24 protein-coding genes are annotated in these 26,170 nt (G+C 70.4%); 10 read left to right on the top strand and 14 right to left on the bottom strand.

Annotated elements, in window-relative coordinates:
* Positions 1-141: 141 nt before the first annotated feature.
* Genes ABZS77_RS18810 through ABZS77_RS18795 form a run of 4 tightly spaced genes read left to right on the top strand, consistent with a single transcriptional unit; the run spans position 142 to position 4,083 of the window.
* Positions 142-1,080 carry an ABC transporter permease gene (locus ABZS77_RS18810; protein ID WP_354824094.1) on the top strand — a complete coding sequence of 313 codons (939 nt, stop codon included), beginning with the start codon at positions 142-144 and terminating at the stop codon, positions 1,078-1,080.
* A complete protein-coding gene (locus ABZS77_RS18805) occupies positions 1,073-2,029 on the top strand; it encodes an ABC transporter permease (protein ID WP_354824092.1) in 957 nt (318 codons plus the stop codon). Before ABZS77_RS18810 ends, ABZS77_RS18805 begins: the two co-directional genes overlap by 8 nt.
* A gap of 7 nt (positions 2,030-2,036) precedes the next feature.
* Positions 2,037-3,065: an ABC transporter ATP-binding protein gene (locus ABZS77_RS18800; protein WP_354824090.1), complete on the top strand. Its 1,029-nt coding sequence runs from the start codon at positions 2,037-2,039 to the stop codon at positions 3,063-3,065.
* Complete coding sequence (locus ABZS77_RS18795) at positions 3,049-4,083, top strand: dipeptide ABC transporter ATP-binding protein (RefSeq protein ID WP_354824088.1); 1,035 nt, start codon at positions 3,049-3,051, stop codon at positions 4,081-4,083. Before ABZS77_RS18800 ends, ABZS77_RS18795 begins: the two co-directional genes overlap by 17 nt.
* A 137-nt stretch (positions 4,084-4,220) precedes the next feature.
* Here the strand turns inward: ABZS77_RS18795 and purH are convergent, their stop codons facing one another.
* Positions 4,221-5,792: a bifunctional phosphoribosylaminoimidazolecarboxamide formyltransferase/IMP cyclohydrolase gene (gene purH, locus ABZS77_RS18790; RefSeq protein ID WP_354824086.1), complete on the bottom strand. Its 1,572-nt coding sequence runs from the start codon at positions 5,790-5,792 to the stop codon at positions 4,221-4,223.
* Positions 5,789-6,409: a phosphoribosylglycinamide formyltransferase gene (purN, locus tag ABZS77_RS18785; protein WP_354824084.1), complete on the bottom strand. Its 621-nt coding sequence runs from the start codon at positions 6,407-6,409 to the stop codon at positions 5,789-5,791. Before purN ends, purH begins: the two co-directional genes overlap by 4 nt.
* A 182-nt stretch (positions 6,410-6,591) precedes the next feature.
* Here purN and ABZS77_RS18780 point away from each other — a divergent pair, with 182 nt between their 5' ends.
* Positions 6,592-6,888 (top strand): CD225/dispanin family protein, encoded by a 297-nt coding sequence (locus ABZS77_RS18780; protein ID WP_354824082.1) that lies wholly within the window; start codon positions 6,592-6,594, stop codon positions 6,886-6,888.
* Positions 6,889-6,915: 27 nt separating this feature from the next.
* Positions 6,916-7,479 (top strand): hypothetical protein, encoded by a 564-nt coding sequence (locus ABZS77_RS18775; RefSeq protein ID WP_354824081.1) that lies wholly within the window; start codon positions 6,916-6,918, stop codon positions 7,477-7,479.
* Positions 7,480-7,537: 58 nt separating this feature from the next.
* Here the strand turns inward: ABZS77_RS18775 and ABZS77_RS18770 are convergent, their stop codons facing one another.
* Positions 7,538-8,827, bottom strand: a complete 1,290-nt coding sequence (locus ABZS77_RS18770) for a DUF6350 family protein (protein WP_354824079.1) — start codon at positions 8,825-8,827, stop codon at positions 7,538-7,540.
* 201 nt (positions 8,828-9,028) lie between these two features.
* Between ABZS77_RS18770 and ABZS77_RS18765 the strand changes: the two genes are divergently transcribed.
* Positions 9,029-9,295 (top strand): DUF4190 domain-containing protein, encoded by a 267-nt coding sequence (locus ABZS77_RS18765; protein ID WP_139584109.1) that lies wholly within the window; start codon positions 9,029-9,031, stop codon positions 9,293-9,295.
* A 63-nt stretch (positions 9,296-9,358) separates the two neighbouring features.
* On the opposite strand, the gene sucD is transcribed toward ABZS77_RS18765, so the two are convergent.
* From sucD to ABZS77_RS18750, 3 genes are all read right to left on the bottom strand, one after another.
* The gene (gene sucD, locus ABZS77_RS18760) at positions 9,359-10,246 is read right to left on the bottom strand and encodes a succinate--CoA ligase subunit alpha (protein WP_121654418.1); all 888 of its coding nucleotides are present in this window, start codon (positions 10,244-10,246) and stop codon (positions 9,359-9,361) included.
* 2 nt (positions 10,247-10,248) lie between these two features.
* Positions 10,249-11,427, bottom strand: a complete 1,179-nt coding sequence (sucC, locus tag ABZS77_RS18755) for an ADP-forming succinate--CoA ligase subunit beta (RefSeq protein WP_354824077.1) — start codon at positions 11,425-11,427, stop codon at positions 10,249-10,251.
* Positions 11,428-11,857: 430 nt separating this feature from the next.
* Positions 11,858-12,262 (bottom strand): cobalamin B12-binding domain-containing protein, encoded by a 405-nt coding sequence (locus ABZS77_RS18750; protein ID WP_139584684.1) that lies wholly within the window; start codon positions 12,260-12,262, stop codon positions 11,858-11,860.
* Between the two features lie 411 nt (positions 12,263-12,673).
* Here ABZS77_RS18750 and ABZS77_RS18745 point away from each other — a divergent pair, with 411 nt between their 5' ends.
* Both ABZS77_RS18745 and ABZS77_RS18740 read left to right on the top strand, forming a co-directional pair.
* The gene (locus ABZS77_RS18745; protein ID WP_354824075.1) at positions 12,674-13,381 is read left to right on the top strand and encodes a M23 family metallopeptidase; all 708 of its coding nucleotides are present in this window, start codon (positions 12,674-12,676) and stop codon (positions 13,379-13,381) included.
* Positions 13,382-13,645: 264 nt separating this feature from the next.
* Positions 13,646-14,416: a peptidoglycan DD-metalloendopeptidase family protein gene (locus ABZS77_RS18740; RefSeq protein WP_354824073.1), complete on the top strand. Its 771-nt coding sequence runs from the start codon at positions 13,646-13,648 to the stop codon at positions 14,414-14,416.
* A 109-nt stretch (positions 14,417-14,525) separates the two neighbouring features.
* Here ABZS77_RS18740 and pcrA read toward each other — a convergent pair whose 3' ends face one another.
* Positions 14,526-16,931, bottom strand: coding sequence for a DNA helicase PcrA (gene pcrA, locus ABZS77_RS18735; protein ID WP_354824071.1), 2,406 nt, complete (start codon positions 16,929-16,931; stop codon positions 14,526-14,528).
* Positions 16,932-17,210: 279 nt separating this feature from the next.
* On the opposite strand from pcrA, the gene ABZS77_RS18730 reads away from it, so the two are divergent.
* Positions 17,211-17,600 (top strand): chorismate mutase, encoded by a 390-nt coding sequence (locus tag ABZS77_RS18730; protein ID WP_354824069.1) that lies wholly within the window; start codon positions 17,211-17,213, stop codon positions 17,598-17,600.
* Between the two features lie 131 nt (positions 17,601-17,731).
* On the opposite strand, the gene ABZS77_RS18725 is transcribed toward ABZS77_RS18730, so the two are convergent.
* The 7 genes from ABZS77_RS18725 to ABZS77_RS18695 all read right to left on the bottom strand — a co-directional run bounded on the left by ABZS77_RS18725 (position 17,732) and on the right by ABZS77_RS18695 (position 26,168).
* A complete protein-coding gene (locus ABZS77_RS18725) occupies positions 17,732-18,745 on the bottom strand; it encodes a dipeptide ABC transporter ATP-binding protein (RefSeq protein WP_354824067.1) in 1,014 nt (337 codons plus the stop codon).
* Entirely contained in the window at positions 18,738-19,766 is a 1,029-nt protein-coding gene (locus ABZS77_RS18720; RefSeq protein WP_354824103.1) for an ABC transporter ATP-binding protein, read from the bottom strand. The genes ABZS77_RS18725 and ABZS77_RS18720 overlap by 8 nt, the downstream gene beginning before the upstream one ends.
* A 26-nt stretch (positions 19,767-19,792) precedes the next feature.
* A complete protein-coding gene (locus ABZS77_RS18715) occupies positions 19,793-20,758 on the bottom strand; it encodes an ABC transporter permease (protein WP_354824065.1) in 966 nt (321 codons plus the stop codon).
* Entirely contained in the window at positions 20,751-21,677 is a 927-nt protein-coding gene (locus tag ABZS77_RS18710; RefSeq protein ID WP_354824063.1) for an ABC transporter permease, read from the bottom strand. Before ABZS77_RS18710 ends, ABZS77_RS18715 begins: the two co-directional genes overlap by 8 nt.
* A 149-nt stretch (positions 21,678-21,826) precedes the next feature.
* Complete coding sequence (locus ABZS77_RS18705; RefSeq protein ID WP_354824061.1) at positions 21,827-23,467, bottom strand: ABC transporter substrate-binding protein; 1,641 nt, start codon at positions 23,465-23,467, stop codon at positions 21,827-21,829.
* 668 nt (positions 23,468-24,135) lie between these two features.
* Positions 24,136-25,290 (bottom strand): thioester domain-containing protein, encoded by a 1,155-nt coding sequence (locus tag ABZS77_RS18700; RefSeq protein ID WP_354824059.1) that lies wholly within the window; start codon positions 25,288-25,290, stop codon positions 24,136-24,138.
* Between the two features lie 191 nt (positions 25,291-25,481).
* Entirely contained in the window at positions 25,482-26,168 is a 687-nt protein-coding gene (locus ABZS77_RS18695) for a response regulator transcription factor (RefSeq protein WP_354824101.1), read from the bottom strand.
* Positions 26,169-26,170: the final 2 nt, after the last annotated feature.

Here is a 26,170-nt window from a genome sequence, read left to right as displayed (position 1 = left end):
CGCCGCCGGGCTCCGCCAGCGCGGACCCGGCGGCGGTGGCGCCGGCTCCCCCGGGCCGGACGGCATGTCTCCGACATTTCGGGTACGACCAGAGATGCCGTCCTGCGACCCTTTCGCACATTTCCGGAGAGACTGCTAAGCATGTTCCGCTACATCTTGCGGCGCCTACTCCAGATGGTCCTGGCGTTCTTCGGGACCACCCTGATCGTCTACGCGCTGATGTTCGCCGGCCAGGGCGATCCCATCCAGGCCCTCGCGGGCGAACGACCGGTGACGGAGGCCCAGCGGGCCTACCTGACGGAGAAGTACCACCTCGACGCGACAGGCGTCGGTGGCTTCTTCTACCGCTACTTCGACTACGTCAGGAGCCTGCTCCAGGGCGACCTCGGCCAGTCCCTGACCGGCCGGCAGATCGGCGACATCCTCCAGGCCGCATGGCCGGTCACCCTCAAACTCGCGATCATCGCGCTCGCCGTGGCGATCATCTTCGGAGTCACCGCCGGCGTGGTCGCCGGCATCCGCCGGGCCAGCATCTTCGACAACTCGACGCTGGTACTGACCCTGCTGGTACTGGGCATCCCGACGATCGTGCTGGCGCCGCTCGCGCAGTACCTCCTGGGCGTCAAGTGGCAGCTCTTCCCACCCACCGCCGGCTCCCAGCCCACGTTCTACGCGCTCCTGCTGCCCGGCATCGTGCTCGGCTCGCTGTCGCTGGCCACCGCGCTGCGGCTGACCCGTACCTCGGTGGCGGAGAACCTGCGCGCCGACTACGTCCGGACCGCCCGGTCCAAGGGCCTGGTCAAGCGCCGCATCGTCACCGTCCACGTGCTGCGCAACTCGCTCATCCCGGTGGTCACCTTCCTCGGTGTGGAACTCGGCAACCTGATGAGCGGCGCGATCATCACCGAGGGCGTCTTCAACATCCCCGGCGTGGGCTTCAACCTCTTCCGCGGCATCCGCACCGAGGACGGCCCCCTGGTGGTGGGCATCGTCAGCGTGCTGGTCGTGGTCTACCTGGTCTCGAACCTGGTGGTGGACGTCCTGTACGCCGTACTCGACCCGAGGATCCGCTATGAGTGACTTCGAAACTGTGGCGGCCACCGAGAACCAGGCCGCGCGGCGCGGCCCCTCGGGCGAGCCGGGCACCCCGAACCAGATCGGCGCTCCGCAGAAGCCGCGCAGCCTGGCCGGAGACGCCTGGCGCGACCTGCGCCGCAACCCGATCTTCTGGATCTCGCTGACGCTCGTCGTCATCTTCACGCTGATGGCGCTGGCCCCCGGTGTCTTCACCGCCAACAGCCCGAACGACTGCCTGCTCTCCCGGCAGCACGCCGGGCCGTCCGGCGGGGCCATCTTCGGGTACGACTTCCAGGGCTGCGACACGTACTCCCGGGCGGTCTACGGCACGCGCGCGTCGCTGCTGGTCGGCGCGCTCGCGGCGCTGGGCACCGGCATCATCGCGCTTGTCGTCGGCATGCTCGCCGGGTACTTCGGCCGCTGGGTCGACGCCGTGCTCTCCCGGGTGATCGACGTGGTGCTCGGCATCCCGCTGCTGCTGGCCGCGATCGTGCTGCTCAAGCGGGTGTCGAGCGACAGCGAGAACGCCCGGATCGCCGCGGTGATCTTCGCGCTGGCCATCCTGGGCTGGACCACCGCCGCCCGGGTGGTGCGCTCCTCGGTGATCACCGCCAAGGAGCAGGACTACGTGGCGGCGGCCCGGATGCTCGGTGCCGGCAACGGCCGGATCATGTGGCGGCACATCCTGCCGAACTCGCTCGCCCCGGCAATCGTCGTGCTGACCATCGCGCTCGGCTCGTTCATCGCCGCCGAGGCGACGCTCTCCTTCCTGGGCATCGGCCTCAAGGCGCCGACCATCTCGTGGGGCCAGGACATCGACACCGGGCGCATCCACATGCGGGAGGCGGCGACACCGCTGATCGTCCCGTCGGCCTTCCTCGCGCTGACCGTGCTGGCGTTCATCATGCTCGGCGACGCGATCCGTGACGCCTTCGACCCGAAGCTGCGGTGATCAACTCATGACCGTCGAACCCACCCCCGCGTCCGCCACACCCGACGGCGGCCACCTGCTCGAGCTGCGGGACCTGCACGTCGAGTTCCGGACCAACGAGGGCGTCGCCCGGGTCATCAACGGGGTGTCGTACCACCTGGACGCCGGGGAGACCCTCGCGGTGCTCGGTGAATCCGGCTCGGGCAAGTCGGTCACCGCACAGGCGATCATGGGCATCCTGGACACGCCGCCCGCGTTCGTCCGCTCCGGCCAGATCCTCTACCGGGGTCAGGACCTGCTCACCAGCTCCGAGGAACAGCGCCGGCAGGTCCGCGGCAAGGAGATCGCCATGATCTTCCAGGATGCGCTCTCCGCGCTGAACCCGGTCTTCCCGGTGGGCTGGCAGATCGGCGAGACGCTGCGCCAACGCTCCGGCATGTCCCGGGGCGACGCCCGCCGCCGGGCGATCGAACTGATGGACCTCGTCAAGATCCCCGGTGCCGCGAAGCGGATCGGCGACTACCCGCACCAGTTCTCCGGTGGCATGCGGCAACGCGTCATGATCGCCATGGCGCTGGCGCTGGACCCGAACGTGCTGATCGCCGACGAGCCCACCACCGCGCTCGACGTCACCGTGCAGGCCCAGATCATGGACCTGCTCGCCGACCTGCGCCGCGACCTCAACATGGCGATGATCCTGATCACCCACGACCTGGGCGTGGTCGCCGGCGTCGCGGACCGGATCGCCGTCATGTACGCGGGCCGCATCGTCGAGCACGCCGACGTCCGCTCGCTGTACAAGGCGCCGGCCCACCCGTACACCAAGGGTCTGCTGGAGTCGATCCCGCGGATGGACGTGCGCGGCCAGGAACTGGCGACGATCAAGGGTCTGCCGCCGAACCTGATGCGCATCCCCTCCGGCTGCCCGTTCCACCCCCGGTGCCCGTACGTGCAGCAGGTCTGCGTCGACGTGGTGCCGCACGACCTGGTCCTCGGCGACGGCCGGACCAGCGCTTGCCACTTCGCGCAGGAGGTCCGTGATGACAGCGCCCGCTAGCCCCACCAAGGTCCGCGGCGAGACCATCCTCTCCGTCGACAACCTGGTGAAGCACTTCCCGATCAGTCAGGGCGTGCTGTTCCAGCGGCAGACCGGAGCGGTCAAGGCCGTCGACGGGGTGAGCTTCGAGCTGCGCCGGGGCGAGACGCTGGGCGTGGTCGGCGAGTCCGGCTGCGGCAAGTCCACCCTCGCCCGGCTGCTGATGCGCCTGGAGACGCCCACCTCCGGAAATGCCACCCTGGAGGGCAGGGACCTGTTCAAGGCCTCCGGCGGCGAACTGCGCCGGCTGCGCCGCAACATGCAGATGGTCATGCAGGACCCGTACACCTCGCTGAACCCGCGGATGACCGTCGGCGACATCATCGGCGAACCGTTCGAGATCCACCCCGACGCGGCGCCCAAGGGCAGCAAGCAGAAGCGGGTCCAGGAGTTGCTGGACGTGGTCGGGCTCAACCCGGAGCACATCAACAGGTACCCGCACCAGTTCTCCGGCGGTCAGCGCCAGCGCATCGGCATCGCCCGCGCCCTCGCGCTCCGCCCGGAGATCATCGTCTGCGACGAGCCGGTCTCGGCGCTCGACGTCTCCATCCAGGCCCAGGTGATCAACCTGCTGGAGCAGTTGCAGGACGAGTTCGGGCTGTCGTACATCTTCATCGCCCACGACCTGTCGGTGGTCCGGCACATCGCCGACCGGGTCGCCGTCATGTACCTCGGTCGGATCGTCGAGATCGGCACCGAGGACCAGATCTACGAGCGGCCCACGCACCCGTACACCCAGGCGCTGCTCTCGGCGGTCCCGGTGCCGGACCCGGAGGTACGCGACCAGCGCACCATGATCCGGCTGGTCGGCGACGTGCCGAGCCCGGCCGACCCGCCGTCCGGCTGCCACTTCCGCACCCGCTGCTGGAAGGCCCAGGACATCTGCGCCACACAGGATCCGCAGCTCGTCGAGCGGGCCGCCGACCCCCACCCGTCCGCCTGCCACTTCGCCGAACTCCGCCCCACAACCCCAGCCTGACCCCACCCCACCCCACCCACCCCCCGGTCGGCACCGGTGATCATGAGGTTGGCGAGGGACACAGCGGACAAAGCGCCTCGCCAACCTCATGATCACGCGGGTGCGGCAGGGGGTGGGGTGGGGTGGGGTGGGGTGGGTTAGTGGAAGAAGTGGCGGGTGGCGGTCAGGTACATCGTCACATTGGCCTTCTTTGCCGCTTCGATGACCTCTTCGTCGCGGATCGAGCCGCCAGGCTGCACGATGGCGCGGACACCGGCGTCGATGAGGATCTGCGGGCCGTCGGCGAACGGGAAGAACGCGTCCGAGGCCGCCACCGAACCCCGCGCCCGGTCGGCGCCGGCGCGGTCGACCGCCAGCCGCGCCGAGTCGACCCGGTTGACCTGACCCATGCCGACCCCGACGGTCGCGCCGCCCTTGGCGAGCAGGATCGCGTTGCTCTTCACCGCGCGGACCGCCCGCCACGCGAACGCGAGGTCACGCAGCAGGTCCTCGTCCGCGGCCTCGCCGGTCGCCAGCCGCCAGTTGGCCGGATCGTCACCGGGGGCGTCCACCCGGTCGGCGACCTGGGTCAGCACGCCACCGGTCACCTGCCGCCACTCGGCAGTCGCCGGGGTCCACACCGGGGCACGCAGCAGCCGGATGTTCTTCTTGCCCTGCAACACCTCCACCGCGCCCTCGTCGAAGCCGGGGGCGACCACCACCTCGGTGAAGATGTCGGCGACCTGCCGGGCCAGCTCGACCGAGACCGGCCGGTTGACCGCGATCACGCCGCCGAACGCCGACACCGGGTCACAGGCGTGCGCCAGACGGTGCGCCTCGGCCACGTCCGCGCCCACCGCGATGCCACACGGGTTGGCGTGCTTGATGATCGCCACGGCCGGCTGGTCGGCGAAGTCGTTCGCGGCCCGCCAGGCGGCGTCCGCGTCGACGTAGTTGTTGTACGACATCTCCTTGCCGTGCAACTGCTCGGCCTGCGCCAGCCCGGCGGGGGCGTCCGGGTCGACGTAGAGCGCGGCGGGCTGGTGCGGATTCTCCCCGTACCGCAGCACTGCCGACTTGCGCAGCGCCGTCCCGGTGAACGCCGGCCACGAGTCGTTGACCGGGGCCAGTTCCCTGGCGCACCACTGGGCGACAGCCACGTCGTACTCGGCGATGTCGGCGAACGCCCGCGCGGCCAACGCGCGACGCTGGGCCAGGGTGAAGCCACCTTCGCCGAGCGCGCCGAGCAACGCCGGGTAGCTGGACGGGTCGGTCAGCACGGCCACCGAGGCGTGGTTCTTGGCGGCGGCCCGCACCATGGCCGGACCGCCGATGTCGATCTGCTCCACGCACTCCTCGACGTCCGCGCCGGAGGCGACGGTCGCCTGGAACGGGTAGAGGTTGGACACCAGCAGGTCGAACGCGGCCACGCCCAGCTCGTCCAGCTGCGTGACGTGCGAGTCCTTACGCAGGTCGGCGAGGAGACCGGCGTGCACCTTGGGGTGCAGGGTCTTCACCCGGCCGTCGAGCACCTCGGGGAAGCCGGTCACCGTCTCCACGGGCGTCACCGGCACGCCGGCGGCGGCGATGGTGCCCGCCGTGCTGCCGGTGGAGACGATCTCCACGCCGGCCGCGTGCAGGGCCCGGGCCAGCTCGACCAGCCCGGTCTTGTCGTAGACGCTGACCAGCGCCCGCCTGATGGGGCGACGCCCGTCCTGAGTGGGACTCACGGAACCGTGACCTTCCTTCCGGTGATGGTCCAGCCTTCGCGGACCAGACGGCCGACCTGCTCGACGAGCTGGCGCCGCTCGGCTTCCTTGATGCGTTCGGTGAGCGTGTCCACGTCGTCGTCGTCGAGCACCGGCACCGCGACCTGCGCCACGATCGGCCCGGTGTCCATACCGGCGTCGACGAAGAAGAGCGTGGCCCCGGTGAGCTTCACGCCGTAGGCGAGTGCGTCGCGCGGGCCGTGGATGCCGGGAAACGCCGGCAGCAACGTGTTGTGGGTGTTCAGGTAGCGGTCGCCGAAGGCGGCGAGGAAGTGCGGGCCGACCAGCTTGAGGAACCCGGCGGAGATGACCAGGTCGGGCTGGTGCTTCGCGACGTGCGCGGTGAGCGCCCGGTCCCAGTCCTCCCGGGTGTCGTGGTCGCGGACCCGCTCGACGAACGTCGGCACGCCGGCCGCGGCTGCCCGGTCCAGGCCCGCGATGCCGTCACGGTCCGCGCCGACCGCGACGACCTGCGCGCCGTACGCGGGGTCGGCGGCGGCGTCCAGCAGAGCTTGCAGGTTGCTCCCGGAGCCGGAGACGAGGACGACGATGCGGGCGGCGGACGCGGGCTCGGTCACCGGGCCACCCTATCGGGCAGGTCAGGGACACGCTCCGGCCGGGCGGCGCGCCGATCTTTGACAGTACGGACGGGCATCGACCCGGTACGCTGCCGGTCGCTCGGGCCGGACGTCGCGCCGGCCCGCACCCCCCACCACAGATCCGGCACGCCAGCCGTGTCGTTCGAATGAGGAGCACCCCCATGCAGCCCGGTACCCACCCCCACCAGCAGCCGCCGGTCAACAACAACATGACGATGTCGATCGTCGCCATCTTCCTCTTCTGGCCGCTGGCCATCCCGGCGATCATCAACGCCTCGAAGGTCAACCCGCTTCTCCAGCAGGGCGACTACGCGGGCGCCCAGGCCGCCGCCGCGGAATCACGGAAGTGGTCGAAGTGGGCCCTCATCGTGGGCATCGCTTGGTATGTCGTCGCCCTCCTGTGCTGTGCGTTGGGCGGCCTGGGCGCGATCATGAGTGGGAACAGCAGCACCAACTGACGGAACCAGTCCCAAGGAGCTTCTCGAATGCAGCCCGGTAACCCCGGTCAGGACCCGTACGGCCAGCAGCCCAACCAGGACCCGACCGCCCCCCAGCCGCCGCACGACCCGTACGCCCCGCCGCCGGCCGCCCCGTACGGCCAGCAGCCCACCTCCGGCCAGCCGTACGGCCAGCAGCCGCACGACCCGTACGCCGCGCCGCAGGCCCCGTACGGGCAGCAGCAGCCGCAGTACGGGCAGCAGCCGCACGACCCGTACGGGCAGCAGCAGCCGCAGTACGGCGCACCGACGTACCCGAACGCCGGGTACCCGCAGCAGGCGCAGGGGCAGAACAACACCCTCGGCCTGGTGGCGCTGATCCTCGGTATCGCGTCGATCCCACTGGCCTGCTGCCCCCTGCTGGGCATCCCGGTCGGCATCGGTGGTGCGGTGACCGGCTACCTGGGCCGGCAGAAGGCGGCGCAGGGGCAGGCGAGCAACGCTGGTCAGGCCAAGGCCGGCCTGATCTGTGGCGCGGTCGGCGTCGCGCTCGGCATCATCTCGGTCATCCTGAGCGTCGCGCTGAACGTCGGACTGCCGACCCAGCCCTGACGGACCCGAGTGGCTACGGGGCGTTCCGGATCTCGTCCGGGGCGCCCCGCGCTCGTTCCTACTGCGCGGGCCCGCGGGTCAGCACCCGGGTGGCCGCGGCGCCGAGGAGCGCGCCGACCCCGATGACCCCGGCCGCCACCGCCCCGACCTGCCACCCCACCGGCCCGACCTGGGCCAGCCGGCCGGCGCCGAGCGGGCCGCCGGAGATCGCGGCGGCCGCACCGAGCACCACCCCGGCCACCGGCCCGGCCAGCACCGCCGGCGCCAACAGTTCGGCCCAGCGCCGCGCGGGCCGCTCCGGCCCGGCGAGTCGGGCCACCCGGCGGGCCAGCAGCCACCCGGCGACCATCCCGGCCAGCACCGGCACCGCGAGCAGCAGGGCACCGAGGCCGTCCACCGGGCCGCGCGGCAGGCCGGCGAGCAGTGGTACGGCCGGCAGCGCGCCGACCGACACCTCGCTGGTCCGGACCGCGGTGTCGGTGCCGACGGCGAAGCCCGGCCCGAGCAGGTAGCTCGCCGACCAGACCGCGGCGTTCGGCGCGTACGCCACGCTGACCAGGGTGACGCCGGCCTGCCCGGACACCCCGGTGCGGTACGCCCCGATCATGTCGGCGGCGTCCCCGCCGCCGGTGGCCACGGCCAGCCCGGCCGCGCCGGCCCCCGCGCCGAGCAGCAGCAGCCCGGCCACCAGGCCGGTGCGTACGCCGTCGCGCAGCCGGGCCGGCATCCGGTCGACGAGCAGCCGGGTGACGGCGGTGATCCGGGTCGCGCCGACCAGCGCGGCGAGTGTGCCGACCGCCGCGAAGGTGGCCGCCGCCCGGATCGGGGACGCGTCCGGGCCGCCGGCGCCGACAAGCAGCGCCGCGAGTGCGCCGAGCAGCGCGTACGCGATGCCGACCGCGCCCGCGGCGAGCAGCGCCCGGCGCGGTGAGCGGGTGTCGCGGGCACCGATCGCGCGGCTGACGTGCACACCGGCGCGGGTGAGCCGCCAGATCGCGAGCACGGTGAGCGCCAGTGGGGCGAGCCCGAACGGGCCGGCCTCGGTGTGCAGCGGAACCCCGTGCCCGACCAGCCAGCCGGCCAGCGCGGTGCGCAGGGCGCCGCCCAGGGTGGCGCCGTCGGCGCCGAGCTGGACCAGGGCGAGGACGATGGCGACCGGCAGGTACGACGTGAGGGCGGCCCAGCCGGCGGCGACCCCGGCGGCGACGGGCAGTGGCGCCCGCCCACGCGGCGACCCACCGGCGCGGGGCGCGGGCACCCGTCGGGCCGGCGTGGCGCGGTCGACCGGCCGGTCGTCGGCGCGCACACCGCCGGGACGGCTGGGTCGGTCAGGGGTGACGGGGGACATCCGCTCTACTCTGGCACGTCGCGCGGGCGGGAGCAGTCCGTTAACCCGCCCCGAAGGGCGGCGAGTTGACCGAACCTCGGCTTGCGACGGCCGGTCCGGTCTAGCCTCGGCCCAGAGGGGGCGTGCGTCGCCGGCACCCCGGGTCGGGTCCACCGGTCACGGTCCGGGACGGCTGCCGCCCACGACCGCCCGGAGGTAGTTGTGACGACCGCATATCCCCCGCCCCCGCCGCCACCGGCCCGGGGACGGGACCGGACGACGCTCTGGGGTGTGCTGGGCATCGTGCTGGGCCTGATCTGCTGCGGCATCCTCGGCATCGTCTTCGGCTATCTGTCCATCCGGGATGCCCGGCGCTACGGGCAGTCGCCGGTGCTCGGGTACCTCGCCATCGTGTTCGGCGTGATCAACATCATCGGCGGCTCGATCCTGCGTCTCACCGGCAACTACCCGTTCTGGAACAACGACTGAGCGGGCGGTACGAGGAAGGGGCCGACCGGAACCGGTCGACCCCTTCGCCGCTGCCCTGCCGGCTCAGTTGCCGGACATGATCTCCCGCATCAGCTTCGCGGTCTCGGTCGGCGTCTTGCCGACCTTGACGCCGACGGCTTCGAGCGCCGCCTGCTTCGCCTCGGCGGTGCCGGCCGAGCCGGAGATGATCGCCCCGGCGTGGCCCATGGTCTTGCCGGGGGGCGCGGTGAAGCCGGCGATGTAGCCGACCACCGGCTTGGTGACGTTGGCCTTGATGAACTCGGCGGCCCGCTCCTCGGCGTCGCCACCGATCTCACCGATCATGACGATGGCGTCGGTCTCCGGGTCCGCCTCGAACGCCTTGAGCGCGTCGATGTGGGTGGTGCCGATGATCGGGTCACCGCCGATGCCGACGCAGGTGGAGAAGCCGATGTCCCGCAGCTCGTACATCATCTGGTAGGTCAGCGTGCCGCTCTTGCTGACCAGGCCGATCCGGCCGGAGCCGGTGATGTCGGCCGGGATGATGCCGGCGTTGGACGCGCCCGGCGAGGCGATGCCCGGGCAGTTCGGCCCGATGATGCGGGTCCGCTCGCCCTGCGCCAGGTTGTACGCCCAGAACGCGGCGGTGTCGTGCACCGGCACGCCCTCGGTGATCACCACGGCCAGCGGGATCGCGGCGTCGATCGCCTCGACGACGGCGGCCTTGGTGAACTGCGGCGGCACGAAGATGACCGTGACGTCGGCCCCGGTCTCGGCCATGGCGTCCGCCACGGACGCGAAGACCGGCAGCTCGGTGCCGTCGAAGTCGACCTTCTGACCCGCCTTGCGCGGGTTGACGCCGCCCACCACGTTGGTGCCGGCGGCGAGCATCCGCCGGGTGTGCTTGGAACCCTCGGAACCGGTCATCCCCTGGACGATGACCTTCGAGTCCTTGGTCAGCCAGATAGCCATGATCAGACCCCCGCAGCTGCCAGCTCGGCGGCCCGCTCGGCCGCGCCGTCCATGGTGTCCACCCGCTGTACGAGCGGGTTGTTGGCGCCGTCCAGGATCGCCCGGCCGGCTTCGGCGTTGTTGCCGTCGAGGCGGACGACGAGCGGCTTGGTGACCTGCTCGCCGCGCTGCTCCAACAGGGCCAGCGCCTGGATGATGCCGTTGGCGACCTCGTCGCAGGCGGTGATGCCGCCGAAGACGTTGACGAAGACGCTCTTCACGGCCGGGTCGGAGAGCACGATCTCCAGCCCGTTCGCCATCACCGCGGCGCTCGCGCCGCCGCCGATGTCGAGGAAGTTGGCCGGCTTGACGTTGCCGTGCCGCTCACCGGCGTACGCGACCACGTCGAGGGTCGACATGACCAGACCCGCGCCGTTGCCGATGATGCCGACCTCGCCGTCGAGCTTGACGTAGTTGAGGTCCTTCTCCTTGGCGGCCTGCTCCAGCGGGTCCACGGCGGCCTGGTCGACCAGGGCCTCGTGGTCCGGGTGCCGGAACGCGGCGTTCTCGTCCAAGGTGATCTTGGCGTCGAGCAGCAGCATCCGCCCGTCGCCGTTCTTCGCGAGGGGGTTCACCTCGACCAGCGTGGCGTCCTCGGCGACGAACGCCTGCCACAGGCCGACGGCCACCTCGACGACCTGGTCGGCGACCTCGGCCGGGAAGCCGGCGGCGGAAACGATCTCCCGCGCCTTGGCCTCGTCGACGCCGGTGTTCGCGTCGATCGGCGCCTTGACCACGCGATCCGGGGTGTCGGCGGCGACCTGCTCGATGTCCATACCGCCGGCCACACTGGCGATGCAGAGGAAGGTGCGGTTCGCCCGGTCGAGCAGGTACGAGAAGTAATACTCCTCGGCCACGTCCGCCGTCACGGTGATCATTACCTTGTGGACGGTGTGACCCTTGATGTCCATGCCGAGGATGTCGGTGGCCCTGGCCACCGCCTCATCCGGGCCCTCGGCCAGCTTGACGCCGCCGGCCTTGCCTCGGCCGCCGACCTTCACCTGCGCCTTGACGACCACACGACCGCCGAGGCGTTCGGCGATCGCGCGGGCCTCCTGAGGGGTAGTGGCGACGCCGCCGGCCAGCACGGGCAAGCCGTGCCGCTCGAACAGGTCCCGCCCCTGGTACTCGTACAGGTCCACGATTGCGCGTCCCGTCCCGTCTCCGCGGCGCGCCGTCGCGCCGCCACCAGCGTTGAAAACAGTTTGACGCCTGTCATCACTTGACACAGGCCATTGGCCGCAGCCTAGCGAGGTGGGCACGGCCGGCAACCGAGCGGGTGCACGGTGTGCGGTAATGCACAACCAGGCGGCGCGCGGGGCAGGTTCCGGTCCCCGACACGCGGGGAGTCAGTCGTCCGGGCGATGTTGCCGGGGGTGCGTAACCCGCCCGACGGGGCGTCGTTGAGTCAGGTGTCGGAGCGCTGCACAGCGCGATGACGGGAGACGGCCGATGCCCTGTCGGTCGAGGGGTGGCGGCGGGGCATCGTGCATAGAGGGGCCGGACGTGTGAGGGGTGCGTCCGGCCCCTCCCCCGTGCCCGGACCCGCCCGACGACCCGCGCCGGTACGTGTCAGGCGACCGGCTGCGCCACGTTCTCCCGCACCCACTCGACGATCGCCTGGGTGGTGGCCCCCGGCGTGAAGATCTTCGCGACGCCCAGCTTCTCCAGCTCGGGAATGTCGCCGTTGGGGATGATGCCGCCGCCGAACACGACGATGTCCCGGGCGTCCCGCTCGCCGAGCAGTTCCAGGACGCGGCGGAAGAGCGTCATGTGCGCGCCGGACAGAACGGAGAGGCCGACCGCGTCGGCGTCCTCCTGGATGGCGGTCTCCACGATCTGCTCCGGCGTCTGGTGCAGGCCGGTGTAGACGACCTCCATCCCGGCGTCACGCAGGGCGCGCGCAACGACCTTGGCGCCCCGGTCGTGGCCGTCCAGGCCTGGCTTGGCGACGACGACCCGAATACGAGAGCTCATCAGCGCACACCTTTCACCGGCTCCACGGCCTTCACCTGAACGAACGGTAACCCGGCCGACCGGGGCCGGGAAATCGGGGCCGGGAAACCCGTCGGCCGCGGTCGAGCCCGAGCGGGGTCCGCCGGGCCGCGTCGTCAAGCCGGACGACTCCGCCGGACCGGTCACGCTCGGCGACGAACGGGCAGTAACGAGGGCACCGTTCGACGGGGCGATGCGTGACAATCATGGACGCAAACGGACAGATCGACACGCCAATTCTGCGCTCTGGCTTGTGACTCGCCTGGTGGTTGGCTAACGTGTCCACGGTTGTCATCAGGTCCATGGACGGGTGACGACGCGGTCAGCGGACGTTCAACGAAGCTTCACGAACGTCCACCGGCCGCTTCGGAACCCCGACAACGGAGGGTGTGCGTGCGCCAGCGCCTGTCGTCTGAGCCCGATCGATATCGCGGTCGCCGCCGCGTACCCACCCCACCCCGCAGCCGCTACGCGGCGGTCGTCACCACGGCGTTCGTCGGAGCCGGCATCGTCGCGCTCGGCGCGAGCGCCCTGCCGGACGCCAAGGACGTCAGCCCGTCGGTCCTCGACGAGCTCAAGCAGGCGTCGGTCACCAGTCAGGACGCCGCGGCCCGCGCCGACAACGCCGACCGCGCCTCCCGGGACAGCCGGGGCAAGGAGGCGGCCGAGCGCGAGGTCTGGCTGCTGCCGCTGCAGGGCTACGACTTCAACTCCCCCTACGGGCTGCGCTGGGGCAAGATGCACACCGGCGTCGACCTGGTCGTCCCGGAGGGCACGCCGTACGTGGCGGTGCACGACGGCCTGGTCACCAAGGCCGGCTGGTTCGGCGGGTACGGCAACGCGGTGATCGTCCAGCACGCCGACGGCACCGAAGCGATCTACGGCCACTCCTCGGCGGTCACCGTCAAGGAGGGGCAGCAGGTCAAGGCGGGCGACCAGCTCGGTCTGGTGGGTCAGACGGGCCACGCCTACGGCGTCCACCTGCACCTCGAGCTTCATGTCAAGGGCCAGCCGATCGACCCGGTGCCGTTCCTGCAGGAGCGCGGAGTGGACATCAAGCTGCAAGTCGAGGCAATCTACAGCGAGGTAGCCGCGTCCTGACGCTGCGTATCGACCGTTGACCGCCCGGATCTGTCGATCCGGGCGGTTTTTCGTGGGCCGATGTCTGCTGGGTCACAGCACCGACTGTGACCGACGGCACCCCACCCCATGATCACAAATACGGACGGACCGCAGCGATGCGGGACGTATCCGGGCAGTGCCCCGCCGACCCGTCGGGCGGCGGTCCGGTCCCGGCACCCGGCCCGACCCGGCCCGACACCAGTATTTCGAGGTCAAGTGCCCCCTCGACTGTGAAGGTCCGCCGTGCAGGAAGACAGCCCCGTCCAGAACGAGAACACCCCCGACACCACGGGCGAGCAGCCGCAGCGACGCCCCGCCCGGCGGAACCGCCTCGTCGTACTCGGTGCGGCAGCCCTGGTCGCGCTCGGCATCGGCGGAGTCGCCGTCGCCACCACCGGGCCGGAGCGCCCGGCGCCCACCGCTGTCTCCGCCGACGCGCAGTCCCGCGCCGAGGCCGCCGACCGGGCGGACCGCTCGGCCCGCGAGTCGAGCGCGCCGGCCACCCCGTCGGCCAGCCCCAGCGCGAGCCCGTCAACGGCCAGCGCCAGCCCGACCCCGACGAAGACGGTCACCGCCAAGCCGAAGCCGAAGCCGAAGAAGACCACCAAGCCGACGCCCGCGTGGGTCGACCCGATGCCGGGCGCGTCGGTCACGTCCTGCTACGGACAGCGCTGGGGCACCCTGCACGCCGGCATCGACCTGGCGCTGCCCTCCGGCACGCCGATCCGCGCCGCCGCCGCCGGCACGGTCACCCAGGCCGGCGACGCCTCCGACGGTTACGGCAACTCCGTCTTCGTCGACCACGGCAACGGCTACCTCACCCACTACGCCCACCAGAGCCGGATCGCGGTCACCGTCGGCCAGAAGGTCAAGGCCGGCCAGGTCATCGGCTACGAGGGCGCCACCGGCGACGCGACCGGCCCGCACCTGCACTTCGAGGTGCACCAGGGAATGTGGAACCAGATCGACCCGGCGCCCTTCATGCGCACCCGAGGCGTGAACCTGGGCTGCTGACCCGCTCCACTCCCCTGCGCGCCGATCTTGCACTTTCTGCCGCGACACAAAGGGCGTACCCGCCCCTATCGCTGACCGAAAGTGCGAGATCGGCGCGGTTCTGCGGGGGTTAGAGCTTGTCGATCGGCGCGTGGCGCAACACCAGCCACATGGTCTGGTCGCCGAAGTCGATCTGCGCGCGGGCACCCGGGCCATGGCCCTCGACGGCGAGCACGCGCCCCAACCCGTACCGCTGGTGGTTGACCCGGTCACCGGCGGACACCTTCGGGCCCTGCGGCAGCTCACTGGCCGTGGTCAGCCGGCTGGCGTCCACGCCGAGCCGCTGGGCCAGCTGCGCCGCCTTCGGCGTACCCCCGGTGAATGTGCCACGCACGCCGGGCGCGCGGTCCGCGCGCCCGCCGACGCCGCCGCCCCCGCCGGCCCACGAGGTGTACGACCCCTCGGTGCGCTCCCAGTGCACCAGCTCCGTCGGCAACTCCTCCAGGAACCGCGACGGCGGGTTGTACGACGGCTGCCCCCACGCCGAGCGGGTCACCGCCCGGGACAGGTAGAGCCGCTGCCGGGCGCGGGTGATGCCCACGTACGCCAGACGGCGCTCCTCCTCCAGCTCGCGGGTGTCGCCGAGCGAGCGCAGGTGCGGGAAGACGCCGTCCTCCAGCCCGGTCAGGAACACCACCGGGAACTCCAGGCCCTTGGCGGTGTGCAGCGTCATCAGGGTGACCACGCCCTGGTGGTCGGGGTCGTCCGACGGGATCTGGTCGGCGTCCGCGACCAACGCGACCTGCTCCAGGAAGCCGGCCAGGGTGGCCCGCTCACCGTCCTCGCCGGTCGCCTCGATGCGCTCGGTGTACTCCCGGGCGACGCTGACCAGCTCCTGGAGGTTGTCCACCCGACCGGCGTCCTGCGGGTCAAGGCTCTCCTCCAGCTCGGTGAGGTAGCCGGAGCGGGTCAGCAGCGCCTCCAGGACCTCCTCCGGGGTGCCGGTCTCGGCCAACTCGCGGGCGCCGTCGAGCAGCGCCACGAAGTCGGCGATGCCGTTGGCCGCCCGGCTGGAGATGCCCGGCGCCTCCCGGGCCCGGCGCAGCGCCGCGCCGAACGAGATCCGGTCGCGGCTGGAGAGCGCCTCCACGCACGCCTCGGCGCGGTCGCCGATGCCCCGGCGCGGGGTGTTGAGCACCCGCCGCAGGCTCACCGTGTCGTCGTCGTTGACCACCGACCGCAGGTACGCCAGGGCGTCGCGGACCTCCTTGCGCTCGTAGAAGCGCACCCCGCCGACCACCTTGTACGGCAGGCCGACGCGGATGAACACCTCCTCGAAGACGCGGGACTGGGCGTTGGTGCGGTAGAAGACCGCGACGTCGCCGGGGCGGGTCTCGTCGGCGTCGACCAGCCGGTCGATCTCGCGGGCCACCCAGTCGGCCTCGGCGTGCTCGGTGTCGGCCACGTACCCGACGATCCGCTCACCGGCGCCGGCCTCGCTCCACAGCCGCTTCGGCTTGCGGGAGGTGTTCCGGTCGATCACCGCGTTGGCGGCGTTGAGGATGGTCTGGGTGGAGCGGTAGTTCTGCTCCAGCAGGATCGTCCGCGCGTCGGTGAAGTCCCGTTCGAACTCCAGGATGTTGCGGATCGTCGCGCCCCGGAACGCGTAGATCGACTGGTCGGCGTCACCGACCACGCACAGCTCGGCCGGCTCCAGGCCGTCGGTGCCGGAGACCAGCTCCTTGATCAGGACGTACTGGGCGTGGTTGGTGTCCTGGTACTCGTCGACCAGCACGTGCCGGAACCGCCGCCGGTAGCTCTCCGCGACGTGCGGGTGGGACTGGAGCAGGTGCACCGTCGTCATGATCAGGTCGTCGAAGTCGAGGGCGTGGGCCTCGCGCAGTCGACGCTGGTACAGCGTGTACGCCTCGGCGAGCGCCCGCTCGTTGGGCCCGCTGGCCCGCGCGGCGAACTGCTCCGGGTCGACCAGCTCGTTCTTGAGGTTGGAGACCTGGGCGGCCAGCCCGCGTGCCGGGTAGCGCTTCGGGTCGAGATCCAGCTCGCGGGCGACCAGCTGCATGAGTCGGCGGGAGTCGTCCGCGTCGTAGATCGAGAAGGTCGACTTGAGGCCGGCGTGCTCGTGCTCGGCGCGCAGGATCCGGACGCAGGCGGAGTGGAACGTCGACACCCACATCAGGCGGGCCCGCGGGCCGACGAGCGCGGCGACACGCTCCTTCATCTCGCCGGCCGCCTTGTTGGTGAAGGTGATCGCGATGATCTCCCCGGGGTGGACGTCCCGGGCGGCGAGCAGGTAGGCGATCCGGTGGGCGAGCACCCGGGTCTTGCCGGACCCGGCACCCGCGACGATCAGCAGCGGCGAACCGGCGTGACTGACCGCGTCACGCTGCGGCCCGTTCAGCCCGGCGAGCAACTGCTGCGGGTCGAGGCGGACGGCGGACGGCCGGGGCCGGTCCGGGCGGGCCGGCGCGGACTCCGGCGCAGGCGGGGACGCGGGAATGTCGAAGAGAGGATGCATCGCGCGGCAAGTCTATGCCGCCAGTCGGACACTTCACGCCCGCCGGTCCCGCGCCCGATGACCCCTGTTGGCGCCGAATCCTTGCGCACCGACCACCGTCGTGGGCATACTCGACGGCGTGATCGCTGCGCGCTACTACTTTTACTACGGCACCGGGAGTCCGGCTGCCGTAGGTCGCGCCTGATCGATCAGACCTGCGAAAAGCCCCGGGCTCCTGGAGTCCGGGGCTTTTTCGTCCCGGGATCCGGGCACCGGGCACCACAGTGCGAGAGGTACCCGATGATGACAGACGTGGTGGAGCAGAGCGGCAACCCGAGCCGACCGGTGGCCGAGCAGCCCCCGGCGAGCGGGAACGAGCCGGCGGTGGCGCCTCCGAGCGGGGACGCCGGGCCGGGCGAGGCACGCACCGGCACCGCGGAACCCACGGCCGCCGCCCGGATCGTGCAGATCAGGGAACGGATCGACGAGATCGACCACGCGCTCATCTCGCTCTGGCAGGAGCGGGCGACGCTGTCCCAGGAGGTCGGGGTCACCCGGATGGCCTCCGGTGGGACGCGGCTCGTGCTCTCCCGGGAACGGGAGATCCTGGAACGCTTCCGGACCGCGCTCGGCGCGGACGGCACCCAACTGGCACTGCTACTGCTGCGGGCGGGTCGCGGCCCGCTGTGAGCGACCCGGGCGGCCCACGGGTGTGCGACCCGACCTCCGGGACCACCCCGGCGGCCCGGTCGCCCACGGCGCCATACAGACGGAACCGCCTGCCGTCGTCGTAGTGACGTCGGCAGGCGGTTCCGGGGACCTCACACCTGGTGCGTGGCGACGATCTCGCGCTTCTCGGCGAAGTGGCAGGCGCTCGGGTGGTCCGAGCCCTGCCGGACCTCAAGCAGCGGGACCTTCTCGGCGCAGACGTCCTGCGCCTTCCAGCAGCGGGTCCGGAACCGGCAGCCCGACGGCGGGCTGATCGGCGACGGCACGTCACCCGTGAGCCGGATGATCGTCTTGTTGTTCCGCTGCGTCGGGTCCGGCACCGGCACCGCGGAGAGCAGTGCCTGGGTGTACGGGTGGGTCGGCCGCTCGTAGATCTCGTCCTCGGTGCCGATCTCGACGATCTTGCCGAGATACATGACCGCGACCCGGTCCGACAGGTGCCGGACCACCGACAGGTCGTGGGCGATGAAGACGTAGGACAGCCCGAACTCGTTCTGCAACTGCTCCAGCAGGTTCATGACCTGCGCCTGGATGGAGACGTCGAGCGCCGAGACCGGCTCGTCGCAGACGATGATCTCCGGGCGGAGCGCGAGGGCGCGGGCGATGCCGATGCGCTGGCGCTGACCGCCGGAGAACTGGTGCGGGTACCTGTTGATGTGCTCCGGGTTGAGCCCCACCAGGTCGAGCAGTTCCTTGACCTTGCCGCGCCGGCTGCGCTTCGGTGCCACCTCCGGGTGGATCTCGAAGGGCTCACCGATCAGGTCGCCGACCGTCATCCGCGGGTTCAGCGAGGTGTACGGATCCTGCATGACCAGCTGGATCTGTCGACGCAGACGCCGCAGTGCGCCACCGGACAGCTTGGAGATGTCCTGGCCCTTGTAGACCACGCTGCCGGCGGTCGGCTTCTCCAGGTTCATCAGAACCCGGGCCAGCGTCGACTTGCCGCAACCGGACTCGCCGACCACGCCGAGCGTCTCACCGGCGCGCAGGCCGAACGAGACCCCGTCCACGGCCTTGACCTGACCGACGGTCTTCTTGAACACCACACCCTGGGTGACGGGGTAGTGCTTGACCAGGTCACGGACCTCGATGATGTTCTCAGTCACGGTTCACCAGCTCCTCGGCGAAGTGGCAGGCGCTGGCCCGGGCGTGACCCACCTGCAGCAGCGGCGGGATCTTCTCCCGACACACCGGCTGGGCCATGGGGCAGCGCGGGTTGAACGGGCAGCCCGGCGGGATGTTCATCAGGTTCGGCGGGAGGCCCTTGATCGTCCGGAGCTGCTGCCCCTTCTCGTCCATGCGCGGGATCGAGTCGATCAGACCCATCGTGTACGGGTGCGCCGGCTTGGCGTACAGGTCGTACACGTCGGCTTCCTCGACGATCCGGCCCGCGTACATGACCGCGATCCGGTCCGCGACGTCGGCGACCACGCCGAGGTCGTGGGTGATCAGGATCATGCCCATGTGCCGCTCACGCTGGACCTCGGCGAGCAGGTCCATGATCTGGGCCTGCACGGTCACGTCGAGCGCGGTGGTCGGCTCGTCCGCGATCAGCACCTCCGGGTCGAGCGCCAGCGACATCGCGATCATCGCGCGCTGCCGCATACCGCCGGAGAACTGGTGCGGGTAGTTGTTGAACCGGCCCTTGGCGTTCGGGATCTTGACCTGGTCGAGCATCTCGATCGCGCGCTTCTTGGCCTCGGCGCGGCCCAGGCCCCGCCGGACGCGGAACTGCTCGGCGATCTGGAACCCGACGGTGAAGACGGGGTTCAGCGCGGAGAGCGCGTCCTGGAAGATCATCGCGATGCCCTCGCCGCGGATGCGGCGGCGTTCCTCGCTGGACATGCGGAGCATGTCCTTGCCGTGGAAGCGGACCTGGCCGCCGGTGACGAACCCCGGGGGCGTGTCGAGGATGCCCATGATGGTCTGCGCCGTGACGCTCTTGCCGGAGCCGGACTCGCCGAGCACGGCGAGGGTCTCCCCCGCGTCGACGTGGTACGTGACCCCGTTGATGACCTTTGCGACGCCGTCCCGGGTGCGGAACTCCACCCGCAGGTCGTCGACCTCGAGCAGCCGGCCGGAGGGACGTCCGGACCCGCCGGGTCCCGGCGCGGACTGCTCGGACACGAGAATGTCGGACAACTGGATCTCCCCTAGCGGAGTTTCGGATCGAGGGCCTCGCGGACCGCCTCACCGAGCATCACGAAGCTCAGCACTGCGGTGACGAGGAACGCGGCGGGGAAGAACACCAGCCCCGGCGCGACCCGGATGAACTGCTGCCCGTCACTGATCATGATGCCCCAGGACACCACCGGCGACTTCAGGCCGACACCGAGGAACGACAGCGTCGCCTCCGCGCCGATGAACGAGCCGACCATGATCGTGCCGTAGACCAGCAGCGGAGCCAGGCAGTTCGGCAGCAGGTGCTTGAGGATGATCCGGCCGGTGCCGGCACCCAGCGCCCGAGCCGCGACGATGTAGTCGGCCTCCTTGGTGGCGAGCACCGAGGAGCGCATCAGCCGCATCACGACCGGCCAGCTCAGCACGATCAGGGAGACGATGACGAGGCCCATGATCTCGGCCTTGCTGTTGCTCGTGCCCGAACCGTTGAACGTGGTCAGGATGACGATCGCGCCGAGCACGAACGGCAGACCGAAGAACACGTCGGCGATCCGGCTGAGCAGGCCGTCCACCCAGCCACCGCGGTAGCCGGCGATGATGCCCATGGTGCCACCGACCAGCAGGGTGCCCAGCACGGAGAGCACGGCCACCACGATGGAGGCCCGCGCGCCGTAGATGACCCGGGCGTAGACGTCCCGGCCCTGCACGTCGTAGCCGAACCAGCCGTTGGCCGACGGCTTGTCGAGGCTGCGGGACAGAGCGCCGTTGACGGCGTCCCCGGGGGCGAACAGCGCCGGGAAGGCCGCCATCAGCAGGAAGACGACGATCAGCGTGGCCGAGATCCAGAACAGCGGCTTGCGCCGGAGGTCCCGCCAGGCGTCACCGAGCAGTCCGCGCGGCTTCTCGTTGCCCTGCTGACCCGCGGTGGCGGGGGCGGGGGTGTCGGTCGGTTGCGCGGCGGGCGTGCTGACGATCGATGCGGTACTCGGGTCACTCATAGCGGATCCTCGGGTCCAGGGCGGCGTAGAGCAGGTCAACCAGCAGGTTCATCACGAGATAGACCAGCACCAGGACGACCACGATCCCTACCACGGTAGCGCTCTCCTTGGTGACGATCGCACGGAAGACCTGGCGGCCAATTCCGTTGATCCCGAAGATGCCTTCGGTGACGATCGCGCCGCCCATCAGGGCACCGAGGTCGGTGCCGAGCAGGGTGACCACCGGGATGAGCGAGTTGCGCAGCAGGTGCACACCCACCACCCGGCGCATCGGGAGGCCCTTGGCGATGGCGGTACGCACGTAGTCGGCACGGCGGTTCTCCGCGATGCTCGTTCGTGCGACCCGGGCTATGTACGCCACTGACGCGCTACCGAGCACGAAGCCCGGCACGATCAGCTCGGACCACCGCATCTCCGAGGAGACGGTCGGCTTGATGATGCCCCACTGAACGCCCAGCAGCCACTGGAGCAGGAAGCCGACAACGAAGACCGGCAGCGCGATCAGGAAGAGGGTGGAGACCAGGACGAGGTTGTCCAGGAAGCCGTTGCGCCGAAGACCGGTCAGCACACCGGCGCCGAGGCCGATGACGGCCTCGATGGCGAGCGCCACCAGGGCCAGCTTCAGGGTGTTCGGGTACGACGTCAGGATGATGTCGCTGATCTCGCGCTGCGAGAACGTCTGACCGAAGTCGCCCTGGACCAGGTTCTTCATGTAGTTCGCGTACTGCACGAAGACGTTCTGGTCGAGGTGGTACTTCTCGGTCATGAACGCGATGTACTGGTCCGGGCAGCGACGCTCACCGCACTTGCCGGCGAACGGATCGCCCGGGACGGCCCAGACGAGGGCGTAGATCAGGAACGTCGTACCGATGAAGACCGGCACGAGTTGGAGCAGCCGTCTCAACAGATAACGGCCCATGGGGTGGTCCTCCAGACAGGGGGCGCGTCGGACGGCCGACACGGTGGTGACAGCGTGGCGAGTGGAGTGTTGTAACACCCACTCGCGGAACGGCCCCGGGTCGGGCTCACCGGATGTGGCGAGCCCGACCCGGGGTCAGACCGTTCGGATCAGAGCTCGACCGAGGTGATGTCGAGTTCGCCGACGTTGTTCAGCTCGAGCTTCTTGATCTTCTCCGAGTGGCCGGACTGCTGGCCGTAGAAGTAGATCGGGATGGTCGGAACGTCCTTGTCGACCAGCTCGACAGCCTTGGCGAACGCCTCGTGCGAGGCCTCCAGGCTCGGCGCGGCGCTGGCCTGCTTGGCGAGCGCGTCGACCTCCTTGTTGCTGTAGAGGCCGTCGTTCGAGGAACCACCGGTGACGAAGAGCGGGTTGACCCAGTTCTCCACGTCCGGGTAGTCCTGCTGCCAGGCAGCGCGGTACAGACCGGTCATCTTGTGGGCGTTGATGTTCTGGCGGAAGACCGCGAAGGTCGGCACGCCCTCGGCCCGAGCCTCGATACCGAGGTTGGTCTTGATCTGCTGAGCAACGGCGTCCATCCAGTCCTTGTGGCTGGAGTCGGCGTTGTAGTAGAGGACCATCTCGCCGGTGAAGCCGCCCGCCTCGGTGAGCAGCTGCTTGGCGGTCGTCGGGTCGAACTTGCAGGCGGTGCAGTTACCCGGCTTGGCGCCCGGGGTCAGCGGGTTCGCCCAGCTGTCGGCCGGCTTGCGGGTACCGAAGAAGATCTTGTCCGAGATCTCCTGCCGGTTGATCGACAGCGACACGGCGCGACGCAGCTTGGGGTCCTGGAAGCGCTTGTCGTAGATCGGGAACGCGATGAACGCGGTCGACGGCGTGGTGGTCGACAGGCCCCGGTCACCGAGGTCGGTCTTCCACTTGTCACCGGCGAGAGCCGAGGTCGGGATGGTCTCGAGGAAGTCGAGGTTGTTGGCGAGCACGTCGTTGTACGCGGCGTTCTCGTCCTGGTACAGCTTGACGTCGACGTCCTTGATCTTCATCTTGTCGCGCAGGTTGTAGTCATCGAAGCGCGTCAGCTTGATGAGGACGTTGTCCTCCCACGACACGAACTTGACCGGACCGTTGCCGATCGGCTTCTTGCCGAACTCCTCGGGCTTCATGGTGAAGAAGGCGTCCGGAAGCGGCATGAAGGCGCTGTAGCCGAGCTTGGTCGGGAAGACCGCGGTCGGGGCCGCCAGGGTGACCTCGAAGGTCTGGTCGTCGACGACCTTCAGGCCGGACATCGCCTTGGCCGACGGCTCCGGGGCCTTCTTCGGGCCGTCCGGGCCGTCCGGGTCCTCGGTGTAGGTCTGGTCGAAGCCCGCGATGTCCGAGAAGAAGGTGCCGTTCTGCGCACCGTTCGGCGAGTAGGCGGCCCAGTTCCAGGCGTCGACGAAGTTCTTCGCCTTCACCTCGGTACCGTCGTGGAACTTGGTACCCTTCTTGATCTTGATCGTGAAGACCTTGGAGTCCTTGGTGTCGATGGACTCGGCCAGCGCGTTGCGCGGGGCCCCACCGTCGTTCGGGTACTCGACCAGGCCGGTCCACAGCCAGTCAACGATCTTGCCGCCGCCGGTCTCCGTCGTGTTCGACGGAACCATCGGGTTCTCCGGCTGGACGCCGTGGATAACGATCGAGCCGTCCTTGCTGGCGGCGGCGTCGCCGTCGCCGTCACCGCTCGAGCAACCGCTCGCGACAAGCGCGGCAGCCGCGCTGAGCGCGATCGCGCTCGTCGCCCGCTTCGAGACTCTCATTCCGAGGGGCCTCCTCTTTCTAACCTGTTTCGTCGTGGGTTTCACGCACGTTTTGGGGGGTGACACCGCCCGACCACCCCGGGGGCGCGGGTCGTCGGGATCACAGGGAAGTTGGAGACACCCCTGATGTTCCGATCCGCCGGGCTGCCCACCGCCGACGCGTGACCTACGCAGGCGACACGGCCACGAACCGCCGTGAAAACAGCGAAGGTCGTGGTCGTGGGCCGTACGGGGTGCCACACACCGAGGGTGAGGTGCTGCCACTGTGACACCCACTGGCCTCTTCCGTGAAGGTGCCGTTATCAAGCCGTTAGTTGCTCGCCACGTTGCCGATACTTGAAAAATGATCATAAAGGGGTCGGGTCGGACGTCTCTGAGCAGGAAATACGTAGCCGAGGCGGCGCCGGCGCGGGTAAGGGTGCCCCGTCGTGTGAGGTTTCCCGCGCCCGGCAACGCCTGAGAAGCGTTCTCGTTATCTGTCCGTCCGGCTGACCTCGGCTTCGTCTGCACGGCCAAGATCGTCAGCTGGGTGGCCGAGGGCATCGCGGCCGGTCGTCTGATCCTCGGGGGCGGTGCGCGAGCAAGCCGTCGACCGGCACCGGGCACGAACGGCACCGGCCCCGGACACCGCGCGAAGCGGAGCCGGGGCCGGATGGAGCCGGGGTGGATCAGGCGGTGAAGCGGACCTTACGACGGCGGACCATCAGCACGGTCACCGCGCCCGCGGCGAGCAGCAGAACGCCCGCGCTGGCGGCCGCCGCGATCGGCGAACCGGTCAACGGCAGGGCGCCGCCGCCGCTCGCCGGCGAGGTGGACGGCGCCGGGCTGGCCGGCGACGGGGTGGTCGACGAGCTGGCGGTCGGGGTCGGGGTCGGCGACGCCGACACGCTCGGGGTGGGGGTCGGGGACGACGGGACGGCGGTGAACGACGCCGCCGCCTTGGCGGTGACCGTCGCACCGGTGCTGCCGCCGAGGATCAGCTTCTGCGCCTTCTTGGTGCCGGTGAACAGGAACACCCGGCCGAAGGACACCGAGTCCTGCGCGGTCAGCGTCACATTGACCGTTCCGGCGCCCTCGGCGGTCAGCCAGAACTGACCACCGTTGGTGATCGTGGTGACCGGCTTGCCCTCGGCGTCGACGGCAGCGCCGCCGGTCGCGGCGACGGTGATGGCGCCCGCCGGGCCCTTCACCGTGAACGGGCCGGCCTTGGCGCCGACCGTCGCGGTGGCGTTGGCCGGGTCGACGGACAGCTCGGCGCGCGGCTCCGGCTGGTCGGTGGCGTTCTTGACCAGGTAGTCACGGACCTTCGTGATCACCTCGTACTGGTCGCGGGCGAGCAGGCCCTTCTCCCAGGCGCCCAGCTCGATGCCGTCGCTGAAGTGCCAGACGGCGGTCTGGGTGCCGAAGTAGAGCAGCGTCTCCAGCCGCTTCTTGTTGATCTTCGTGTCGACGCCCGCGGCGGCGAGCAACTTGGTGGAGTCGGCGTTCGGGTAGCCGTGGGTGAGCACCCACTGCACCTTGCCGAGGTTCTTCACCTGGGACTCGTCCCAGGTGCCCTCCTCGTACTTGCCGTCCAGCTTCACCGCGGTGCGGTAGTCGATGCAGAACGCCGGCACCAGCTTGCCGTCGATCCTGAGCGCGAGCGCCGACGTGGTGCGCTGCTTACCGTCGAGCTTCAGGGTGACCTCGGAGCCCTCGACCGCCTTGGCCACACCGGTGGCCGGGGCCGCGGAGGCGGCACCCGCCACACCGAACGCCAGCGCGCCACCGGCCACGGCCGCCAACGCGACCCGAGCCCAACGTCGTCCTCGTTGTCCGAACATCAAGATTCGCGTACCTCTCCCCCAGGGGTGACCGCTCGCGCGGACACACGTGAGCCGCAGCCTCCGCGGGATGCTGAGCACCCGCGCGCGGAGACGGGACCGGGGCAGTATGGAGTCACGCCTGATCGTTTGTCAGCCCCGGGCAGCGGTATCCGTGGCATCTGCCCTAAATGTCGAGGAAGAGGAATGGGTCACACGAGCCGACGGTCCGCCGCCCAGCGGGAAAGTTCGTAGCGGTTGGACATCTGAAGCTTGCGCAGCACGTTCGACACGTGCGTCTCCACCGTCTTGATCGAGATGAAGAGCTCCTTCGCGATCTCCTTGTACGCGTACCCCCGGGCGAGCAGCCGCAGCACCTCCCGCTCACGGTTGGTGAGCTGGTCCAGCTCCGGATCGGCGACCGGGGCGTCCGGTCGGGCCGCGAAGGCGTCCAGCACGAACCCGGCCAGCCGCGGACTGAACACCGCGTCACCGTCGGCGACCCGGCGGATCGCCGCCGCCAGCTCGTCCGGCGAGATCGTCTTGGTCACGTACCCCCGCGCGCCGGCCCGGATCAACCCGATCACGTCCTCCGCCGCGTCGGAGACGCTCAACGCCAGGAACTTGACCTGCGGGTGACCGCGACGCATCGCCTCCAGCACCGCACGGCCACCGCCGTCGGGCATGTGCACGTCGAGCAGCACCACGTCCGGGACGGTGGCGGCGATCCGGGTGACCGCCTCGGCCACCGTGCTCGCCTCACCCACCACCTCGACGTGGGCGCCCAACTCCGCGCGTACTCCGGCTCGGAACATGGCGTGGTCGTCCACCAGGAACACCCGCAGCCGCTCGGGGCGGGCCTCCGCCGGGTCGAGGTGCTCGGTCGGCTGCTCGGCCATGG

Source organism: Micromonospora sp. NPDC005298 (assembly GCF_040607375.1).
GTDB lineage: Bacteria > Actinomycetota > Actinomycetes > Mycobacteriales > Micromonosporaceae > Micromonospora.
Note: the sequence above shows the minus strand (reverse complement) of the source record. Positions and strands in the feature narration are given on the sequence as shown.

Excerpts from the sequence above, each read along its gene's own strand:
- sucD (WP_121654418.1), bottom strand. The coding sequence starts at position 10,246 with ATGGCTATCTGGCTGACCAAGGACTCGAAGGTCATCGTCCAGGGGATG.
- ABZS77_RS18715 (WP_354824065.1), bottom strand. The coding sequence starts at position 20,758 with ATGAGTGACCCGAGTACCGCATCGATCGTCAGCACGCCCGCCGCGCAA.
- ABZS77_RS18710 (WP_354824063.1), bottom strand. The coding sequence starts at position 21,677 with ATGGGCCGTTATCTGTTGAGACGGCTGCTCCAACTCGTGCCGGTCTTC.
- ABZS77_RS18730 (WP_354824069.1), top strand. The coding sequence starts at position 17,211 with ATGATGACAGACGTGGTGGAGCAGAGCGGCAACCCGAGCCGACCGGTG.
- ABZS77_RS18705 (WP_354824061.1), bottom strand. The coding sequence starts at position 23,467 with ATGAGAGTCTCGAAGCGGGCGACGAGCGCGATCGCGCTCAGCGCGGCT.
- ABZS77_RS18700 (WP_354824059.1), bottom strand. The coding sequence starts at position 25,290 with ATGTTCGGACAACGAGGACGACGTTGGGCTCGGGTCGCGTTGGCGGCC.
- ABZS77_RS18805 (WP_354824092.1), top strand. The coding sequence starts at position 1,073 with ATGAGTGACTTCGAAACTGTGGCGGCCACCGAGAACCAGGCCGCGCGG.
- ABZS77_RS18780 (WP_354824082.1), top strand. The coding sequence starts at position 6,592 with ATGCAGCCCGGTACCCACCCCCACCAGCAGCCGCCGGTCAACAACAAC.
- ABZS77_RS18795 (WP_354824088.1), top strand. The coding sequence starts at position 3,049 with ATGACAGCGCCCGCTAGCCCCACCAAGGTCCGCGGCGAGACCATCCTC.
- ABZS77_RS18695 (WP_354824101.1), bottom strand. The coding sequence starts at position 26,168 with ATGGCCGAGCAGCCGACCGAGCACCTCGACCCGGCGGAGGCCCGCCCC.
- ABZS77_RS18800 (WP_354824090.1), top strand. The coding sequence starts at position 2,037 with ATGACCGTCGAACCCACCCCCGCGTCCGCCACACCCGACGGCGGCCAC.
- ABZS77_RS18810 (WP_354824094.1), top strand. The coding sequence starts at position 142 with ATGTTCCGCTACATCTTGCGGCGCCTACTCCAGATGGTCCTGGCGTTC.
- pcrA (WP_354824071.1), bottom strand. The coding sequence starts at position 16,931 with ATGCATCCTCTCTTCGACATTCCCGCGTCCCCGCCTGCGCCGGAGTCC.
- ABZS77_RS18750 (WP_139584684.1), bottom strand. The coding sequence starts at position 12,262 with ATGAGCTCTCGTATTCGGGTCGTCGTCGCCAAGCCAGGCCTGGACGGC.
- ABZS77_RS18775 (WP_354824081.1), top strand. The coding sequence starts at position 6,916 with ATGCAGCCCGGTAACCCCGGTCAGGACCCGTACGGCCAGCAGCCCAAC.
- ABZS77_RS18770 (WP_354824079.1), bottom strand. The coding sequence starts at position 8,827 with ATGTCCCCCGTCACCCCTGACCGACCCAGCCGTCCCGGCGGTGTGCGC.